At 67.8% G+C, this 18969-nt stretch carries 20 protein-coding genes and 1 riboswitch; of the genes, 16 read left to right on the top strand and 4 right to left on the bottom strand.

Features of this window, described 5'->3' with window-relative positions; all coding sequences use genetic code 11:
• Positions 1-13: 13 nt before the first annotated feature.
• Positions 14-538 (bottom strand): bifunctional adenosylcobinamide kinase/adenosylcobinamide-phosphate guanylyltransferase, encoded by a 525-nt coding sequence (cobU, locus tag ABC969_RS09210; protein WP_345864396.1) that lies wholly within the window; start codon positions 536-538, stop codon positions 14-16.
• 25 nt (positions 539-563) lie between these two features.
• A riboswitch (cobalamin riboswitch) is annotated at positions 564-766 on the top strand.
• A 132-nt stretch (positions 767-898) separates the two neighbouring features.
• Between cobU and ABC969_RS09215 the strand changes: the two genes are divergently transcribed.
• The 14 genes from ABC969_RS09215 (at position 899) to ABC969_RS09280 (ending at position 15394) form a co-directional block, all read left to right on the top strand.
• The gene (locus tag ABC969_RS09215) at positions 899-2836 is read left to right on the top strand and encodes a TonB-dependent receptor plug domain-containing protein (RefSeq protein ID WP_345864397.1); all 1938 of its coding nucleotides are present in this window, start codon (positions 899-901) and stop codon (positions 2834-2836) included.
• On the top strand, positions 2836-3981 hold the full coding sequence (locus ABC969_RS09220) for an aminotransferase class I/II-fold pyridoxal phosphate-dependent enzyme (protein WP_345864398.1): 1146 nt from the start codon (positions 2836-2838) through the stop codon (positions 3979-3981). Before ABC969_RS09215 ends, ABC969_RS09220 begins: the two co-directional genes overlap by 1 nt.
• Positions 3978-4601 carry a cob(I)yrinic acid a,c-diamide adenosyltransferase gene (cobO, locus tag ABC969_RS09225; RefSeq protein WP_345864399.1) on the top strand — a complete coding sequence of 208 codons (624 nt, stop codon included), beginning with the start codon at positions 3978-3980 and terminating at the stop codon, positions 4599-4601. The genes ABC969_RS09220 and cobO overlap by 4 nt, the downstream gene beginning before the upstream one ends.
• 101 nt (positions 4602-4702) lie before the next feature.
• Entirely contained in the window at positions 4703-5509 is an 807-nt protein-coding gene (locus ABC969_RS09230; protein ID WP_345864400.1) for an ABC transporter substrate-binding protein, read from the top strand.
• Complete coding sequence (locus ABC969_RS09235; RefSeq protein WP_345864401.1) at positions 5506-6468, top strand: FecCD family ABC transporter permease; 963 nt, start codon at positions 5506-5508, stop codon at positions 6466-6468. Before ABC969_RS09230 ends, ABC969_RS09235 begins: the two co-directional genes overlap by 4 nt.
• On the top strand, positions 6465-7235 hold the full coding sequence (locus ABC969_RS09240; RefSeq protein WP_345864402.1) for an ABC transporter ATP-binding protein: 771 nt from the start codon (positions 6465-6467) through the stop codon (positions 7233-7235). Before ABC969_RS09235 ends, ABC969_RS09240 begins: the two co-directional genes overlap by 4 nt.
• Complete coding sequence (gene cbiB / locus ABC969_RS09245; protein WP_345864403.1) at positions 7232-8140, top strand: adenosylcobinamide-phosphate synthase CbiB; 909 nt, start codon at positions 7232-7234, stop codon at positions 8138-8140. The genes ABC969_RS09240 and cbiB overlap by 4 nt, the downstream gene beginning before the upstream one ends.
• The gene (locus tag ABC969_RS09250; protein WP_345864404.1) at positions 8128-9588 is read left to right on the top strand and encodes a cobyric acid synthase; all 1461 of its coding nucleotides are present in this window, start codon (positions 8128-8130) and stop codon (positions 9586-9588) included. Before cbiB ends, ABC969_RS09250 begins: the two co-directional genes overlap by 13 nt.
• On the top strand, positions 9585-10604 hold the full coding sequence (gene cobT / locus ABC969_RS09255; protein ID WP_345864405.1) for a nicotinate-nucleotide--dimethylbenzimidazole phosphoribosyltransferase: 1020 nt from the start codon (positions 9585-9587) through the stop codon (positions 10602-10604). Before ABC969_RS09250 ends, cobT begins: the two co-directional genes overlap by 4 nt.
• A complete protein-coding gene (cobS, locus tag ABC969_RS09260) occupies positions 10604-11377 on the top strand; it encodes an adenosylcobinamide-GDP ribazoletransferase (RefSeq protein WP_345864406.1) in 774 nt (257 codons plus the stop codon). Before cobT ends, cobS begins: the two co-directional genes overlap by 1 nt.
• Positions 11378-11382: 5 nt before the next feature.
• Complete coding sequence (locus ABC969_RS09265) at positions 11383-11919, top strand: histidine phosphatase family protein (RefSeq protein ID WP_345864626.1); 537 nt, start codon at positions 11383-11385, stop codon at positions 11917-11919.
• 100 nt (positions 11920-12019) lie between these two features.
• Entirely contained in the window at positions 12020-12967 is a 948-nt protein-coding gene (locus ABC969_RS09270) for a DUF808 domain-containing protein (RefSeq protein ID WP_345864407.1), read from the top strand.
• Positions 12968-13142: 175 nt separating this feature from the next.
• Positions 13143-14717, top strand: coding sequence for a SulP family inorganic anion transporter (locus ABC969_RS09275; protein WP_345864408.1), 1575 nt, complete (start codon positions 13143-13145; stop codon positions 14715-14717).
• Positions 14714-15394: a carbonic anhydrase gene (locus ABC969_RS09280; RefSeq protein WP_345864409.1), complete on the top strand. Its 681-nt coding sequence runs from the start codon at positions 14714-14716 to the stop codon at positions 15392-15394. Before ABC969_RS09275 ends, ABC969_RS09280 begins: the two co-directional genes overlap by 4 nt.
• Before the next feature lie 3 nt (positions 15395-15397).
• Here the strand turns inward: ABC969_RS09280 and ABC969_RS09285 are convergent, their stop codons facing one another.
• From ABC969_RS09285 to ABC969_RS09295, 3 genes are read right to left on the bottom strand one after another with little or no spacing between them, the layout of a single operon-like run.
• Positions 15398-16561 (bottom strand): glutathionylspermidine synthase family protein, encoded by a 1164-nt coding sequence (locus tag ABC969_RS09285; protein ID WP_345864410.1) that lies wholly within the window; start codon positions 16559-16561, stop codon positions 15398-15400.
• A 3-nt stretch (positions 16562-16564) separates the two neighbouring features.
• Complete coding sequence (locus ABC969_RS09290; protein WP_345864411.1) at positions 16565-17287, bottom strand: PspA/IM30 family protein; 723 nt, start codon at positions 17285-17287, stop codon at positions 16565-16567.
• 26 nt (positions 17288-17313) lie between these two features.
• On the bottom strand, positions 17314-17754 hold the full coding sequence (locus ABC969_RS09295; protein WP_345864412.1) for a YjfI family protein: 441 nt from the start codon (positions 17752-17754) through the stop codon (positions 17314-17316).
• A gap of 114 nt (positions 17755-17868) precedes the next feature.
• Here ABC969_RS09295 and ABC969_RS09300 point away from each other — a divergent pair, with 114 nt between their 5' ends.
• Together ABC969_RS09300 and ABC969_RS09305 are read left to right on the top strand one after the other, a co-directional pair.
• Positions 17869-18507, top strand: a complete 639-nt coding sequence (locus ABC969_RS09300; RefSeq protein WP_345864413.1) for a DUF2491 family protein — start codon at positions 17869-17871, stop codon at positions 18505-18507.
• 35 nt (positions 18508-18542) lie between these two features.
• Positions 18543-18956, top strand: coding sequence for a DUF350 domain-containing protein (locus tag ABC969_RS09305; RefSeq protein ID WP_345864414.1), 414 nt, complete (start codon positions 18543-18545; stop codon positions 18954-18956).
• Positions 18957-18969 lie beyond the last annotated feature (13 nt).

Raw genomic sequence — 18969 nt, forward strand, 5'->3', positions numbered from 1 at the left:
TGCGCGTCGCCGGTTAGAGCGGCGCGTTTGAAAAGTGCTGCAGCGGCAGGACCATGCCGGCGGCGACGAAAAACACCCGGTGCGCCTGCGCCGCGACGGCCTGATTGAGCCGCCCGGCGGCATCGCGAAACGCGCGGCCGAGCGGATATTCGGGGACGATGCCCAGCCCGACTTCGTTCGAGACGACAAAGAGCGGCAGCGTGGCGCGGTCCAGCGCGCCGATCAGATCGGCGCTGCGCGCGGCGATATCGTGCTCCCCAAGCATCAGGTTGGAGAGCCACAGCGTGAGGCAATCGATCAGGATTGCGCCCTCGGTCACCGCGCCGATTGCCTCGGGCAAGGCGAGCGGACATTCGACAGTGGCCCAGCGTGGCCCGCGATCGGCGCGGTGATGCGCGATGCGCGTGGCCATTTCGGCGTCAAACGGCTGCGCGGTGGCGAGATAGATCAGCGGCCCAGGGCAGGCCTCCGCCGCCGCTTGGGCGAGCCGGCTCTTGCCCGAGCGCGCGCCCCCCAGAAACATCGTTGTCGTCGCCATCTTGCCCTCGCCGTCGGCGGGCCTTATGGGCGCGGTTGCGTCAGGTTTCCAGAGATGGAATGAAAAGGGAACCCGGAAGCGAGCATCTGTTCGTCATCCGGGGCTGTCCCCGCAACTGTGACCGGTGAGCCTTGCTCCTCGTGCGCCACTGGATCCCCTGGGATCCGGGAAGGCCGGGCAAGGCGATGAACCGGGAGCCAGGAGACCTGCCTGTCGCGGTTGTCCTTCGTGCGGACGGGGTGTTCCGGGCGATCGAGGTTTTCCTCGCGTGACGACGTCGTTGGGGTCGTGCGCGATGGAAAGCTGTTTTCCGTGGCGAGTCATCACGTGCGTCCCTGGTTACTGCCAAGGGGAAACCATGTGAAGAATTATGCATCTCTTATCCTGCTGCCGTGCATTGCGGCCGCCACCCCCGCTTTTGCCCAGACTGCGCAATCCACCGGCGGGCTGACGCAAGCGGCGCAAGCGGGCAGCGACATTATCGTCACCGCCAATCGCGATGCGCGCCCGGCCGATACGGTCGGCCAATCGGTCACCGTGCTGGATACGCAGACGATCACCGATCGCCAGGCGGTGGTCGTCTCCGATCTGCTGCGCCAGACGCCGGGCGTCACCGTGACGCGCAATGGCGGCGTCGGCACCACCACTTCGGTCAACATCCGCGGCGCGGACAGCGACCAGACCGTGGCGCTGATCGACGGCATCAAGCTCAACGATCCCTCGTCGCCGGGCGGCGGGTTCAATTTCGGCAGCCTGCTGATCGGCAATATCGCGCGCATCGAAGTGCTGCGCGGCGCGCAATCGGTGCTGTGGGGCAGCCAGGCGATCGGCGGCGTGGTCAATCTGATCACGCGCCAGCCGACCGAGCAGCTTGCGGTGAATGCGCGCGCCGAAGGCGGTTCGTTTGGCACCGGGCAGGGCTTTGCCAATGTCTCGGGCAAGGTCGGTCCGGTTTCAGCCAGCGTCGGCGGCGGCTATTACACCACCGACGGCATCTCGGCTTTCGCGCTGGGCAGGGAGAAGGACGGGTTCCGCAATTATGGCGCGAACGGCAGTCTCGGAATCGCGTTGACGCAAAATATCTCGATCGATCTGCGTGGTTTCTACACCAACGGCCGCACCGACATCGATGGCTATCCGGCCCCGACCTATAGCTTCGGCGATACCCGCGAATATGGCGAGAGCGAGCAGTGGACCGGTTATGCCGGGCTGAACGCGGCGCTGTTTGACGGCAAGTTCCGTAACCGCATCGGCTTTGCCCACACCGATACCGATCGCCGCAACATCGATCCCGATGGCACGCCGACCGAGACGTTCCGCGGCATCGGGCGCAACAACCGACTGGAATATCAGGGCGTGGTCGATCTGAGCCAGGCGGTGTTCGCGACGTTCGGCGCGGAGCGCGAAGTGTCGCGCTTTTCGAGTTCGAGCTATGGCGGCGCCGCGACCAAGGGCCGCGCGCGGCTGTTCAGCGTCTATGGGCAGTTGGCGGTGACGCCGATCACCGGGCTGACCGCGACCGGCGGCGTGCGGCATGACGATCACAATGTGTTCGGCGGCGAAACAACGTTCTCGGGCAGCGGCGTCTATTCGCCCAATGGCGGATCGACCGCGTTCCGCGCGAGCTATTCCGAAGGCTTCAAGGCGCCGACCTTGTATCAGTTGCAGAGCGAATACGGCAATGCGGGGCTGACCCCGGAGCGCTCGCATGGCTGGGATGCCGGCGTGACGCAAAAGGCGCTGGGCGGCGCGATCGAGGCGAGCGCGACGTGGTTCCACCGCGACACGCGCGATCTGATCACGTTCGTGTCATGCCCGGCCACGGCGACGACGGGCATCTGCGCCGGTCGCCCCGATGGCACGTACGACAATGTCGCGCGTGCTCGCGCGCAGGGACTGGAACTCGCGCTGTTGTTGAAGCCGGTCGAGCCATTGTCGTTCAGCGCGAGCTACACCTATGTCGATGCCACCGATCGGTCGCGCGGCACCGCCAATTACGGGCGCGATCTGGCGCGTCGGCCAGGCGACAGCGTGACGGTGAATGCCGATTACCGCTGGCCGTTCGGGCTCAAGACGGGGGCCACGATCACCGCGGTGGGCGATAGTTTCGACAACGCCTCGAACGCGCGGCGGCTCGATGGCTATGTGCTGACCGACGTGCGTGCGGCGCTGCCCATCGGAGCGCGTGTCGAGCTCTATGGCCGGATCGAGAACGCCTTCGACGTGCGCTATCAGACGATCTATAATTATGGGCAGCCGGGCCGTGCGGCGTTCGGTGGCATCCGGTTGACCTATTGATGGACGACGCCCTCGCCACGTTCTGCACGCATGGCGGCCGCGTGGCTGACGCGCGCGCGGTGTTTGGCGAGGGCGACCGGCACGGGGGCGACTGGATCGATCTGTCGACCGGAATCGCGCCCTGGGCGTGGCCGGTCGGCGATCTGGACATGGGCTGGGCGCGGTTGCCCGAGCCCGGCGAGATTGCCGCGCTGGAGGCGGCGGCGGGCCAGGCGTTTGGCGTCTCCGGTGCAGAGGTCGTGGCGGTGCCGGGGACCGATCTGGCGCTGCGCTTGCTGGCGCTGGTGCTGAAGGCGCAGCGGCCGGCGGTGGCGGTGCCGGGCTATGGCGGGCACCGCGCGGCATGGCCGGATGCGGTCGGGATTTCCTTGCTTCCCCTGTCGGGCGAGGGTGGCTTACCACCACCCACACCGTCCCCCCGGACTTGGTCCGTGGTCCACCGTGCCGCAAACTCGCAGGCACTTGATCGTGCGGGGCGGTGGACCCCGGACCAAGTCCGGGGGGACGACGTAGGCAAGGGCTCCGCGCTTTCCGCCGGAGGCGACGGGGCGACCTACGACCTGCTTGTGCTCGCCAGCCCCGCCAACCCGGACGGCCGCGTGACCGATCCGGCAACGCTCTGCGCGCTGTCTGTAGACACTACCGTTATCGTTGACGAAGCCTATGCCGATCCGGCCCCCGGCCTCGCGCCGCATGCCAGCGACAGGCTCATCGTCCTGCGCTCGTTTGGCAAATTCTACGGGTTGCCGGGCGTGCGGCTGGGCTTCGTGGTGGCGGGCGACGGCGTGGCAGCGCGGTTGCGCGCGCTGCTCGGCGACTGGCCCGTCTCCAGCGCGGCGGTGGCGATCGGCACTGCCGCCTATCGCCACACCGCGTGGCGCCAGACGCAGCACGCGCGGATCGGCACGGCGGGCGCGTTGCTGGACGACCTGCTGCGCGATGCCGGGCTGCCGATCCTCGGCCGCGCGCCGCTGTTCCGCCTGATCGGCTGCGCGCGCGCAGGCGCACTTTTCACGCATCTGGCGCGGCATGCTATCCTCACCCGCCCGTTTGCCGACCAACCCGATCGGCTGCGCCTCGGCCTGCCGCGCGGCGCCGCAGCGCTGCACCGTCTTGCCACCGCTCTCAAGGATTTTGCCCGATGACCGATACGCCCCAGGATGCCGGCGACGATTATGCGCGGCACAATGCGCGGATGAAGCGCATGGCCGAGGCGCGGGCCAAGATGCAGGCGCGGCGCACGCTGGAGCGCGGGCTGCTGATCGTCCACACCGGCAACGGCAAGGGCAAATCCTCCTCCGCCTTCGGCATGGCGATCCGCAGCATCGGCTGGGGCATGAAGGTGGCGATCCTGCAATATGTGAAGGGCAAGTGGGAGACGGGGGAGCGCAATTTCTTCGAGGCCTATCCCGATCTCGCGACGTTCGAAGTGATGGGGCAGGGCTTTACCTGGGACACGCAGGACCGCGCACAGGATATCGCCGCGGCGCGCGCCGCCTGGGAGCGATCGAAGGAGATGATCCTCGATCCGGCAATCGATTTCGTGATCCTCGACGAACTCAACATCGTGCTGCGCGACGATACGCTGCCGATCGCCGAGATCGTCGCGTTCCTCAAGGAACGCCCGCTGACCAAGCATATCTGCATCACCGGGCGCGGGGCGAAGCCGGAATTGCTTGAGATTGCCGATCTGGTGACCGATTTCGGCGAGGTGAAGCATCCGTATCATGCCGGCTTCGCGGCGCAGAAGGGCGTGGAATTTTGAGATCCCGCAACCGTCACCCTGGAATTGTTCCGGGGTCCACCGGGCCGCATAACTTGCCGCGGCTATCTTTGCGGCTCAGTGGACCCCGGACCAAGTCCGGGGTGACACAGCTTTTTTGGGCGGCGCTCGCTCCCCTGCTCGTCTCCGCCGCGCCCCCGCGGGCCCCCCGCATCGTGTCGCTCAACCCGTGCATCGATGCGGTGCTGATGCAGATCGCCGATCCTGCGCAGATCGCCGGGATCAGCCATTATTCGCAGGATGCGCGCAGCAGCTCGATCCCGCTGGCGCAGGCGCGACGCTTTCGCGCGACCTCGGGCACGGCGGAAGAAGTCGTCGCGCTGGCGCCCGATGTGGTGATCACCGGGCCGCATGTCGAACCGGCGACGATCGCGGCGCTCAAGCGCATGCATATCGCGCTGGTGCAATATCCGGTGCCCGATTCGGTTGCCGAAAGCGCTGCGCAGGTGCGCGCGATGGCGACGCTGGCGGGGCATGCCGATCGCGGCGCCGCGCTGGCCGGGCGGATCGAGGCGGCGGCGCGGCCATCGAGCGCGACGCCGCTGCCCGCGCTGATCTGGCAATCGGGCGGGCTGGTGCCGGGGGCGGGCACGCTCTCCGACGATCTGCTGCGCCGCGCCGGTTTCCGCAACATGAGCGCGGTCTACGGGCTCAAGAAGTGGGACGTGCTGCCGCTCGAATATCTCATCGCCAATCCGCCGCGCGTATTGCTCTCGATCAGCGCGGCGGAGGTCGGCGAGGATCGGCTGACCTCGCATCCCGCGGTCAGGCGGCTGGGCAGGCGCATCACGCTCGCGCCCTATCCGGCGCGGCTGATGAATTGCGGCGGGCCGACGATCATCGCGGCGATGGCGCGCTTGAAGCAGGTGCGGGGGGAATTCGGTTCATGACGCGGTTGAATGCCGGGCTGCTCGTCGCGCTGCTGCTGGCGGCGTGCTTGTCGGTCGCGGCCGGCAAGGTGTGGGTGCCGCTGGATGCGTGGAGCGCGGCCGACCCGCGCTCGATCATCATCGTCGAGCTGCGCATGCCGCGCACCGTGCTGGGGCTGCTGGTCGGCGCGGCGCTGGGCCTGGCGGGGGCGGTGATGCAGGGTTATCTGCGCAACCCGCTGGCCGATCCCGGGCTGTTCGGCGTTTCGTCGGGGGCGGCTTTCGGCGCGGTGCTGGCGCTCTATTTCGGATATGCCGCGCAAATCTGGTTGTTGCCGGCGTTCGCGCTGGCCGGCGCGGCGGGCACGATGGCGCTGCTAGCGCTGATCGCCGGGCGTTCGGGCAGCCTGATCCTGTTCACGCTCGCGGGGATGATCCTGACCAGCATCGCCGGATCGCTCACCTCGCTCGCCATCAGCCTGGCGCCGACGCCGTTCGTCTCGTCGCAGATCGTCACCTGGCTGCTGGGGGCGCTGACCGATCGCAGCTGGGATGACGTAACGGTGGCGTTGCCGCTGATCTTTGTGGGGAGCGTGATCTTGGCAACCACGGGCCGGTCGCTCGATGCGCTGACCCTGGGCGAGCAGGCGGCGCGCTCGATGGGAGTCGATCCGCGACGGCTGCAGTGGGCGGTGATCGCGGGGATTGCGCTGACCGTGGGCGCGGCGGTGGCGTCGGCGGGGGTGATCGGGTTTGTCGGGCTGATGGTTCCGCATCTGGTCCGCCCTTTGGCAGGCAACCGGCCGTCGGCGATCCTGCTGCCCTCGGCGCTGGGCGGCGCGCTGTTGCTGACGCTGGCGGACAGCCTGGTGCGGCTCGCGCCGACGGTGAGCGAATTGCGGCTGGGCATCGCCATGTCGATGCTGGGCGGGCCGTTTTTCCTCTATCTGTTGCTGCGCATGCGGCGGAAACTGGCATGAGCGTGCTCGCCGCCGATCGCATCGCGCTGACGCTGGGCGGCAATATCGTGCTCGACGATGTCAGCTTCGCGTTTCGCCCGGGGCGCGTGACGACGTTGCTTGGCGCCAATGGCGCGGGGAAAAGCAGCCTGCTCGCCTGCCTCGCGGCACTGCGCGTGCCGGAGCGGGGTGCCGCGACGCTGGATGGCGCGGATGTGCAGACGCTCGAGCGGCGCGCGCGGGCGCGGGCGATCGGGCTGCTGCCGCAGGCCGCCGACGTGCATTGGGATATCGACGTGGCGACCCTGGTGGGGCTGGGGCGGCTGCCGCACAGCGGGCGCTGGAGCACGACCGACGCGGATCGCGCCGCCGTGGCGCGCGCGCTGGCGGCGACCGACATGACCGCGCTGGCGGCGCGCGGCGTGGAGCGGCTGTCGGGCGGCGAACGCAGCCGCGCGCTGCTTGCGCGCGTGCTGGCGGGGGAGCCCGATTGGCTGCTGGCCGACGAACCGCTGGCGAGCCTCGATCCGGCGCACCAGCTCGACGTGCTGGCGCGGCTGCGCGACGTGGCGGCGCAGGGCAGCGGCGTGATCCTGGTGCTGCACGACCTGCATCTCGCGGCGCGCGTGGCGGACGATGTGGTGCTGCTGCGTGGCGGGCGCGTAGTGGCGGCGGGTGCGGCGGCGGACGTGCTGACCGCACCGCTGATCGCCGAGGCGTACGGCGTCGAGGTCGAGATCGGACGCACGCCCGCGGGGCATCGCTTCATCCTGCCGGTCGGGCGGTGAGCCATGCCGCGTTGCTGCTGCCGATGCTGATCGTGGAAGCCGCGTTCGGCTATCCGTGGCGCTGGCACCCGGTGATGGCGGCCGGCGCGCTGATCGACGCGGCGGAGCGGCGGTGGAACCGCGGCGGTGCAACGCGGCAACGAATGGCGGGCATCGCGCTGTTGCTGGTGCTGGTGGCGCTGGCGGTGGGCATCGGCGGCGCGATCGAGCGCGTGGCGGGCCACGGCTGGGGCGTGCTGGCGGTGATCGTGATCGGCACGACGGGGCTGGCACAACGCAGCCTGCATGATCATGTCGCCGCCGTGCTGCGACCGCTGGCGGCGGGGGATCTGCCGGCGGCGCGCGGCGCGGTCGGCATGATCGTCGGGCGCGATACCGCGGAGCTCGATGAGGCCGGGGTCGCCACCGCGGCGATCGAGAGCCTGGCGGAGAGCTTCTGCGACGGCGTGGTGGCGCCGGCCTTCTGGTTCCTGCTCGCCGGGCTACCGGGGTTGTTCGCGGCCAAGGCGATCAACACCGCGGATTCGATGATCGGGCACCGCACCGAACGACTGGCCTATTTCGGCTGGGCGGCGGCGCGCGCCGACGATGTGGTGAATTGGCTGCCCGCGCGCTTGTCCGGCGCGCTACTCTGCCTGGCCGGTCGCGGCGGGTGGCGAACGATGGCGCGCGATGCACCGGGGCACGCCTCGCCGAATGGCGGCTGGCCCGAAGCCGCGATGGCGGGCGTGCTGGACCGGCAGCTGGGCGGGGTGGTGCGGTATGACGGCGAACCGGCCCATCGCGCCGTGCTGGGCCGGGGCGCGCCGCCCGATGCCGCCGATCTCGCCCGCGCGCTCGGCGTGTATCGCGTGGCATGCCTGCTGTTGTGGCTGCTGGTGGGGATGTTCGCATGGCTGCTGTGATGCTGCAGGGCACGGGATCGGACGTCGGCAAATCGGTGCTGGTCGCCGGATTGTGCCGCGTGTTCGCCAATCGCGGGCTGGTCGTGCGGCCGTTCAAGCCGCAGAACATGTCGAACAATGCCGCGGTGACCGCCGATGGCGGCGAGATCGGGCGCGCGCAGGCGTTGCAGGCGATGGCCTGCCGCGTGGAACCGCATGTCGATATGAACCCGGTGCTGCTCAAGCCGCAAAGCGATCGTACCGCGCAACTGGTGGTCAGCGGGCGAGCGCGCGGCACGATGGCGGCGGGGGATTACTGGCGGCGCAAGCCCGATCTGCTGGGCGACGTGCTGGACGCGTATCAGCGACTATCGGCCCAAGCGGATATGGTGGTGATCGAGGGGGCGGGATCGCCGGCGGAGATCAACCTGCGACGCAGCGACATTGCCAATATGGGGTTCGCGCGCGCGGCGCAGGTGCCGGTGATCCTGATCGGCGATATCGATCGTGGCGGGGTGATCGCATCCCTGGTGGGCACGCAGGCAGTGATCGATCCCGCCGACGCGGCGATGATCCGCGGCTTTATCGTCAACAAGTTTCGCGGCGATCCGGCGCTGTTCGATGACGGGCTGGTGGCGATCGCCGAGCGCACCGGCTGGCGCAGCATCGGCGTGGTGCCGTGGCTCGCCGATGCGGTGCGCCTGCCGGCGGAGGACGCGGTGGCGCTGGGGCGCGATACGGCGGGCGGGGCGGGGCCGCTGATCGCGGTGCCGATGCTCAGCCGGATCGCCAATTTCGACGATTTCGATGCGCTGGCGCAAGAGCCCGGCGTGCGGCTGCAGATGATCCCGCCGGGCCAGCCGCTGCCCGGTGATGCCGCGCTGATCGTGTTGCCGGGGACCAAGGCGACGATCGCCGATCTCGCCTTTCTGCGCGCGCAGGGCTGGGACGGGGATCTGGCCGCGCACGTGCGGCGCGGCGGGCGCGTGCTGGGGATTTGCGGCGGATACCAGATGCTGGGGCGGACGATCGCCGATCCGACCGGGATCGAGGGCATTGCGGGGACGGTGGCGGGCTTGGGGCTGCTGCCGATCGACACGGTGATCGCCGCGGACAAGATTACGCGCCCGGTCGAGGGGCATATCGCCGAAACCGGCGCGCGCTTTGGCGGCTATGAGATTCACGCCGGGGTGACGACGATCGATGCCGGCGTGCCGCCGATGCTGCGCTTCGCCGATGGCGGCGCGGATGGCGCGCGGGCGCGCGATGGTCAGATTGCCGGCTGCTACGTCCACGGGCTGTTCGATAAAGCCGAAGCGCGCGCGGCGGTGATCGCGCCATTGGGTGCGTCATCGGACGGGCTCGACCGGCGCGACGATATCGATGCCACGCTCGACGCGATCGCCGCCACGCTCGAACAGGTGCTCGATATCGACGCCATCATGGCCATTGCCGGGGAAACAGCATGATCGACCAACTGACGATACGCGCGCATCTGGATGCGCTGGCCAAGCCGCGCGGCAGCCTGGGGCGGCTGGAGGACATCGCCGTGCGGCTGGCGCAGACGCAGGACCGGATCGATCCGCGCACCACGCCACGACAGATCGTGTTGTTCGCCGGGGATCATGGCTGCGTGGCGGATGGCGTATCGGCCTGGCCCGCGGCGGTGACCGGGATGATGATAGGCACGATCCTGGCCGGGCGCGCGACGAGCAATGCGCTGGCGGCGGCGAACGATTGCCCGCTGCGGCTGGTGGATGTCGGGGTGGCCGGGGCGCGGTTGAGCGACGCGCCGGCATTCTTCCGCGATGCGCGGGTGGGCGATGGCACGGCGAGCCTGGCCGAGGGCGCGGCGATGCGTGTGGCGCAATTCGATGCGGCGTGGAAGGTCGGCGCCTCGGAAGCCGATCGCGCGATCGACGCGGGCGCGGCGCTGCTGATCGCGGGCGAGATGGGCATCGGCAACACGACGCCCGCCGCCTGCCTGACCGCGCTGCTGACCGGGCTTGATCCGGCGGCGGCGGTGGGGCGCGGGGCCGGGGCGGACGATGACGTGGTCGCGCTGAAGACGCGGATCGTGCGCGCGGCCGTGGCGCGCGCCATGCCACAGCTCGAGCCTGACGCGCGCGGCGCGATCGCCGCGGTGTGCGGCTATGAGATTGCGGCGATGGCGGGCTTCTTTGCGCAGGGCGCGGCGCGCGGCGCGACGTTGCTGCTCGATGGCTATGTCGCCACCGCCGCCGCGCTGATCGCCGAGCGGCTGGCGCCGGGCAGCGCGCGGGGAATGATCGCCGGGCATCGCTCGGCCGAGCCGGGGCATGCCGCGGCGCTCGCCGCGCTGGGGCTGGAGCCATTGCTCGATTGGGGCATGCGGCTGGGCGAGGGAAGCGGCGCGCTGGTGGCGCTGCCGCTGCTCGATGCCGCGGCGGCGCTGCTCAACGATGTCGCGCGGCTCGACGCGATCGGCGCGACACGGCCCGATTGATGAGCGATCGCGCACCCCTTTGGGCGCCGCCCCTGCTCGCGCTGCAGTTCCTCACGCGGTTGCCGGTGCCGCCGCTGGCGCGGCTGAGCGCGGCGCAGGCCGGCGACGGCCTGGCGCGCGCGATGGCGTGGCTGCCGCTGGTCGGATCGCTCATCGGGCTGGTCACGGCGGGGGTGTTCGTGGCGGCGGGGATGGTGTGGCCGGTGCTGGTCGCCGCCGTGCTGGCGCTGGTGGTGGAAGCGCTGCTGACCGGCGCGTTCCACGAGGATGCGGTGGCGGATTTCTGCGATGCGTTCGGCGGCACCGCGCAGGGCGACGAGGCCCGGCGGATCATGCGCGACAGCCGCATCGGCAGTTATGGCGCGCTGGGGCTGGGGCTGCTGGTCCTGCTGCGGCTGGCGGCGATGACGGCGCTACCACCGGCACTGGCGATCGTCGCGATCGTAAGCGCGGCGACGTTCGGGCGGTTATGCGCGGTGATGCTCGCCGCGCTGGTGCCGCCGGTGGCGAGCGGCGCGGGGATGGCGGTGCGCATGGCCGGCGCCCGGCGCGGCACGGTGATCCCGGCGCTGCTGCTCGCGTTGCCCGGGATCGTGCCGATCGCCTGGCTGCGGCCCTGGGCAATGGTCGGCACCGCGCTTGCAGGGGCGGTCTTTCTGCTGTGGCTAGCCGCGTTTTTGCGGCGGCGGATCGGCGGCAGCACCGGGGATTGCCTTGGCTTCGCGGCCTATGCCGGGCAAATAATACTACTGCTGGCGGTGGCGGCGGGTTGAGCGACGTGCTGCTCGTGCGGCACCCGCCGGTGGCCAAGGCGTGGGCAGGGCGCTGCTATGGGCGCTCGGACATGGGCTGGAGCCGGGCGGGCGCGGCGATGGCAGCAGATCTGGCCGCGCAACTGGGCGAGCAGCGGCTCGAGGCGATCGTGCATTCGGGCGCACTGCGCACGCGGCGGCTGGCGGCGATGATCGGCGCGCGTACCGGTGCCCCGGTACAGGAGGATGGCGGGTGGCTGGAGCGTGATTTCGGCAGCTGGGAGGGGCGGCGCTGGCAGGCGATCTGGCGCGAAACGGGGGATTTGATGGACCGGATGATGACCGACCCGATCGGCTTCCGGCCCGGCGGCGGCGAGACCGGGGAGGCGCTGTCGGCGCGCGCGCAGGCGGCGTGGCAGCGGCTGCCGTCGCGCGGCACCTTGCTGGTGGTGGCGCATGGCGGGCCGATCGCGGCGCTGCGCTGCTGGCGCGCGGGCGCGGCGCTCGAGCGGATGATCGACTTCGTGCCGGCCTGTGGAGAGATTGTCCGCATTGCGCGTTGAGCGCGCCACGGACTATCGGTTGTTCCAATCGGGCGGTGCCCCGATCGGGCTGTCGCGATCGGGCGGCACGGCGCCCATTAGACTAACGGGGAATTCTTTCATGGCTACCGGCCTTATTGCGCTGCTCGACGACGTTGCGGCGATTGCGCGGCTCGCTGCCGCCTCGGCCGACGATGTCGCCGCCGCCTCGATGAAGGCATCATCGAAGGCGATCGGCGTGGTCGTCGACGATGCCGCGGTGACGCCGAAATACATTGCCGGCCTGTCGCCGGCGCGCGAGCTGCCGATCATCTGGAAGATCGCCAAGGGATCGCTGCGCAACAAGCTGCTGTTCCTGCTCCCGGCCGCGCTGTTGCTCGCCGCCTTCCTGCCCTGGGCGATCACGCCGATCCTGATGCTGGGTGGCCTTTACCTCTCGTTCGAGGGCGCGGAAAAGATCCTGTCGGCGGTGATGGGGCATGCGCATAGCGACGATGCCGTGCTGGCCGAAGGCGAGACGGTGGAGGATCTCGAAGATCGTCAGGTCAGCGGCGCGATCCGCACCGATCTGATCCTGTCGGGCGAGATCATGGCCATTTCGCTGGCCGAGGTGGCCGACAAATCGATCGGCACGCAAGCCGCGGCGCTGATCGCCGTGTCGTTGCTGATCACCGCCGGTGTGTACGGCGTGGTCGGGTTGCTGGTGAAGATGGACGATATCGGGCTGCATTTGGCCAAAAGGGAGGGCGGGGTGCGCTCGCTCGGCCGGGGGCTGGTCGGCGCGATGCCGATCGTGCTGGGCGCGATCGCCAAGATCGGCACCGTGGCGATGCTCTGGGTCGGCGGCGGCATCCTGGTCCACGGGTTGGAGGAATTCCATCTGGAAGCGATCCCGCATGCGGCGCATGTCGTGCAGAATGTGATCGCCGGGCTGATGCCGTTCGCGCCGGGGCTGGGCGCCTGGCTGGGCTTCGCCATCGCCTCGGCGCTGGTCGGGCTGGTCGCCGGGGGTGTGCTGGCGCTGATCGTGCCGCGCATCCTTGGCCTGTTCGGCAAGAAGGCGCATTGAGCGGAGAGCAATAAACCGCGTGTTTGTTGCCGGCAGAAGCGCTGTGCTGCGATGACGTGACGCTGGTGTAACGTTTCATTGCTGCGCCGCAATAAGCGGAACAGCCCCCCATAAGGCTCGTCTAAGATGGGAGTAAGTCGGCCAATTCAGGTCGCGGAACCGTCTCGAGGTCCCTTTGTCGTTACCGTTATTCAAAACCCTGCGCGCCGACTTTCCGTCGTCGATCGTCGTCGCGCTGGTTGCCTTGCCATTGTGCCTCGGCGTCGCGCTGGCCTCCGGTGCGCCGTTATTCTCGGGCGTGATCGCCGGCATTGTTGGCGGCATCGTCGTCGGTGCCCTGTCTAAATCGCCATTGTCGGTGGCCGGTCCCGCGGCCGGCCTGACGGTGATCGTGTTCACCGCGATCGAGCGGCTGCCGTCGTTTGAAGCATTCTTGCTGGCGGTGATGCTGGGGGGCGTGATCCAGGTTGCGCTGGCCGCCACGCGGTCCGGGATTGCCGCCGAATTCGTACCCTCATCGGTGATCACCGGCATGCTGGCGGCGATCGGGCTGATCCTGATCCTCAAGCAGGTGCCGCACGCGCTGGGATACGACGGCGATTTCGAGGGCAGCTTCGAATTCATGCAAGCCGATGGCAGCAATACGTTCTCGGCGATCACCACCGCGATCCGCCAGCATCTGTCTGCCGGGGCGATCCTGATCGCGGCGGCCAGCCTGGCGTTCCTGTTCTGGTGGGACAAGGCACGACCCAAGAATGGCCCGTTGCGCTTCGTGCCGGGGCCGCTCGTCGTGGTGCTGATCGGCGTTGGTGGCAACGCGCTGCTCGGGCTGCTCATGCCGCGCTGGCAATTGGGCACGTCGCATCTCGTGCAGGTGCCGATCGCCAACAGCTTCGGCGAATTCACCTCGTTCTTCTCGACTCCGGATTTTTCGCAGATCGGCTCGGGCGCGGTGTGGACCACCGCGATCACGCTGGCGATCGTGGCCAGCCTTGAATCGCTGCTCAGTGTGAAGGCGGTCGACGAGCTCGATCCGCAACGCCGCACCACCCCCAAGAATTGGGAAATGATGGCGCAGGGCGGCGGCAATATCGTCTCCGGCCTGATCGGTGGCCTGCCGATCACCTCGGTGATCGTGCGGTCGTCGGCCAATGTCGACGCCGGCGCGCAGAGCAAGGCATCGACGATCCTGCACGGCACGTGGTTGCTGCTCAGCGTCGCGCTGATCCCGTTCCTGCTCAACCTCATCCCGCTTGCCGCGCTGGCCGCGGTGCTGATCGCCACCGGCTACAAGCTGACCAAGCCCAAGCTGTTCACCGAGCGCTTCAAGCAGGGCTGGACGCAGTTCGTACCGTTCGTCGTGACGATCGGCGCGATCCTGTTCACCGATCTGCTGATCGGCATCGTCATCGGCCTCGTCGTCGGCTTCGTGTTCGTGATCGCGCGCAACTTCCGCTCCGCCATCACCTTCGTGTGCGATGATGACAACTGCCTGATCCGGGCGCGGCGCAACCTGTATTTCATCCACAAGTATGAGCTGCAGAAGGAGCTGGCCAAGGTGCCCGACAATGCGCACCTGCTGATCGATCTGTCGTCGACCAACTATGTCGATCTCGACAATGTCGATCTCATCAACGCGTTCATCAAGGGCGCCCAGTATCGCGGCATCGACGTGACCGTGCGCGGCGACGTCGCCGAGCGCAGCGCGCCACTGATCAACGCACCGGTTACGGGAATTCGTTTCGCATGAAGAATTACAAGCAATTGCTGCTCGCCAACCGTGCCTGGGCGCTCGAACTGACGGAAGAAAAGTCCGACTTTTTCGAGCGCCAGATGCATGGCCAGAAGCCGGAATTCCTGTGGATCGGTTGTTCCGACAGCCGCGTCAGCCCAGAGCAGATGACCATGACGCCGCCGGGCGGCATGTTCATCCATCGCAACATCGCCAATCTCGTCAATCACGACGATCTCAACCTGATGTCGGTGCTGCAATATGCCGTGACCGTGCTGGGTGTGAAGCACGTTATCGTTTGCGGCCATTATGGCTGCGGCGGGGTCAAGGCCGCGCTCGACGGTGGCACGACCGGGTCGGTCGATACGTGGCTGCAGACGGCGCGTGACGTGGCCAGCGATCACTGGGAAGAGCTGGGCAACCAGCCCACCCCCGAAGCCAAGGCCAACCGCTTCGTCGAATTCAACGTGCGCGATCAGCTGGTCAATCTCGCACGTACCGAAGCGGTGCAGACGGCATTTGCCGGCACGCAGGAATTGTGGCTGCACGGCTGGGTGTACGATATTCGCGACGGGCGCATCAAACCGTTGATGGAGATCGACCGCGACACCGTGCTGGAGGCCGTGCCGCATCCCAAACGCGTGCTGCTGACCGAGGACGAACGCCAGGCCGCGCCCGCCGCCGCCGCCGACTAAGGCCTAGTCCTCGATATAATGCGGCACGAACCGCGCGAGGTTGCGCGTAACCAACGCGTCATCCTCGCGCAGGCCGATCCCGGCCGGTTCGTCCCCGACGATCCACGCGCCGATCACGGCGTGGCGACCATCGAACAGCGGCGCGGGGTGAAAGGCCTGGCGGATAAAGCCTTCCGCGCCATAGCCCTCGTCCAGCAAGGTCGCGGTGACCCCGTCCTGCGTGACCGCGACATTGGCGCCTTCGCGCGAGAACAGCGGCTTACGCACGTAGCTGGCGCCGAGCGACGCGGCGGCAGGATCATCATCGAAGAAGGCGGGAAGCAGATTCGGGTGGCCCGCGTGCCGCGCCCACAGCAGCGGCAAAAGCCCCTTGTTGGACAGCACCGATTTCCAAGCCGGTTCGATCCAGCGCACGCCAGCCTTGGCGAGATTGGCGGCATAAGGCTCGCGGAACATGATCTCCCATGGATAGAGTTTGAACGCCGCCTGTAGCTCGAAATCCTCCGCGTCGACAAACCGGCCGCCGGCATTGAGCCCAATGTCCTTCATCTCGACATATTTGGGCTCGATCCCGGCCTGCGCCGCGAGATCCTCGAAAAAGCGCACCGTCTGGCGATCCTCGATCGCGCTGCCGTCAGCAGCGAAATGGACGAAGCCGCCGGTCGGGAAGATCGCCTTGAAGCGATCGCGGAGCTTATCGAACAGGCTGTTGAACTGATCGACCCCGGCGGGCAGCGCGCCGCTGGCGATCAATTCCTCCAGCCAGAGCCACTGGAATGTCGCGCATTCGAATACCGACGTCGGCGTGTCGGCATTATATTCGTAGAGCTTGGCCGGGCCCTGGCCGTCATAAGCGAAATCAAAGCGGCCATAGAGCGATGGCTGTTTCGTGCGCCAGCTGGCGGCGACGAAATCGTGCTGCTCGGTTGGGATCGCCAGCTTGGTCAGCAAGGCCGCGTCGCGCACCACCTCTTCGACCAGATCGAGGCACATGGCGTGCAATTCGGCAGCGGCGGGCTCCAGATCGTCGTCAATCTCCTTCAGCGTGAAGGCATAGGCCGCGCTCTCGTCCCAATAGGCCGTGCCATCGGTGTCATGATAGACGAAGCCGATGGCATCGGCCTTGGCGCGCCAATCGGCGCGCGGCGGGAGCGTGAGGCGGCGCACGGCTCAGGCGTCGCGCGTGTCGTCGCGCTGCTCGATCTGCAGCGTCGGCTTGGGCGGGGCGAGGCGGGCAAGCACGTCGTCGGCCGAGCTATGGCCCGGCGTGATCCCGGCGAGACGCAGTTTCTCGTCGAGATCGGCGCCGGTGCGGCGATCCTCAAGCTCGCCGGCGGCGCGGATCTTCTCGCCGCGGATCGCCTGGCGCTCGCGGATGCGCGCGAGGCTTTCCGCCGCCGAGCCGAGCGACGAGCCGGCGCCCGCCGCCGCAACGGTGGACTGGGCCTGCTGCACCGATTCGTTGACCTTGACGACCTCGACCTCACGGCGAAGCTGCTCGATCTTGCGATCGGTGGCGGCGACGGCCTTGTGGATATTGTCCTCGGCGGCGCGCATGTCCTCGATCTGCGGCGCCTTCATGGCGATATCCTGTTCGAGATCAGCGACGCGCTGCGCGACCTGGCGGGCGAGATCCATATCGCCCTTGTCCATCGCCATGCGCGCGGACGATTCGTATTTCGCGGCCTGCGCACGATAGCTCTCGACCTCGGTTTCAAGGATGCGGCGGCGCGCGACCAGACCGGCAAGATCGTCGCGCGCTTTGCCCTGTGCCTTGTCGGCATCGCGGATTTCCTGATCGAGGATGCGCAGCGCGTTGCGATCGACCACTGCGGTGGCCGCTTCGTTCGCGCCGGCGCGGCCGAGCGTGAACAGTTTGCTCCAGATAGCCATTTAAAAGTACTCCAGCGGGAAGGGGGTCAGGCGGCGGGTGCGGTGAAATTGTCCCGCAATTCGGTCGCCGCGTCGATGGCGTTGTCGGCCAGCGCGCGCAGTTCGGTGATGATCGTGTGCAGCGGCGAATTGGTCGCCAGTTCGCCGAACAATTCGTAGAAATCGCGACCATCCACGGTGCCGATGCCAAAATTGGATAGCGGCACGAGCTTTTGCGCCTTGAGCAGGAATTCGTTGAACGCCGCGCGATCGGGTTGTTCGTCGCACGGCCACAGCAATACAGAGGCAGCGATCTGTTCCTCGCTGACGTTAACGAACGCCTCGAGATCGCCGTGCTGGTGCATCGTGACGAGCAAGACCGGATCGGCACCCTCGACGATGCGCAGCCCGATTTCGCCATCGCGGACGGGGGCGCTCTCATCAAGCGCGGCTTTCAGCGTGCGGACGGTCCAGACGGTGTCAGTCATAGGTCGGCTCTCCCAAATTCCTGTGGCTTACATAAGGCTTCCGTCATGCGGCGCTAGCGGTGCTCGCCCGATTGTTCTAAACGGACGGCCAAGCAGCGTACGAAGGGTTTTTGCATGTTCGATCGCCTGTTCGGGCGCAAGCCGCTCGCCAGCGAGCCCGGTCTGTCCGCGATCCGCAACGTGACGATCGGCCGCACCGTGGTGCTCGATCCACTGGCGTGGCGGCGCTTCGGCGGGGCGCTGCTGTTCCCATTCGATTCGGACACGTTGCAGATCGTGGCCCAAGGCCTCGTCGCGCTGGACGATGGCGGGTTCATCCACCGTTTCTATACCGATGACGACGTGATGTTTCAGGCAGTGACCAACGATCGCGCCGGCCAGGATGTGACCGACGTGACCTTGTTCGCGCCGTGGGAAAGCAAGTATCCGACCGGGCCGTTCGAGCGGCCGAAATGGCGCGATCGCCTGTCGGCGCGGACCTTCACGGACGAAGGGTTGCCGGAATATAGCCGTGCCTGGTTTGGCGCCGAGGCGGAGAAGCAGCCGCCAGTGACGTTCTGGGAAGAGCTGCATGACGATCGTGACGGCATCGTCGATCGCCGCATCTTCCAGACCTGCATGCTGTTCGGCCGCGATATCGAGGGCGACGGGGCGGAATTGCTGCTGGCGATCGACCAGGAAAGCGAAGCGGGCGAGGTCTCGTTCGAAATCATGCTAGGCATGGCGCTGGAATTGGGCGAATTCAAAGCGTGATGCGTTTGGCGTGACGGCGGGTTAAGGGGATGATGATGATCGACAGCTATAGTTTTTGGGAAAGCGCCACGGCGTTTCTGCTCGCCTTCGTCGCGGCGGGGCTGTTCACGATCGCCTTCAAGGTCATCTACCAGGCGGCAACGCCCTATAACGAGCGCACGCTGATCCGCGAGGGCAATGTCGCCGCGGCGATCACACTGGGGGCGGCGTTGCTCGGCTATATCCTGCCGCTTGCCTCGGCGCTCGAACATACCGTCAGCCTGCTCGAATTCGCCGTCTGGGCGTTGCTGGCGGGGGTGATCCAGATCGTCGCCTTTACCATCGTTCGCATGGTGGTGATGCGCGATTTCAGCGATCGGATCGTGCGTGGCGAACTGGCCGCGGCGATCTATATGGCCAGCATCTCGCTCGGCGTCGGCCTGCTCAACGCCGCCTGCATGAGCGCCTGATAGGACAATTTCG

The organism is Sphingomonas qilianensis (assembly GCF_039614825.1).
Taxonomy (GTDB): Bacteria; Pseudomonadota; Alphaproteobacteria; order Sphingomonadales; family Sphingomonadaceae; genus Sphingomonas; species Sphingomonas qilianensis.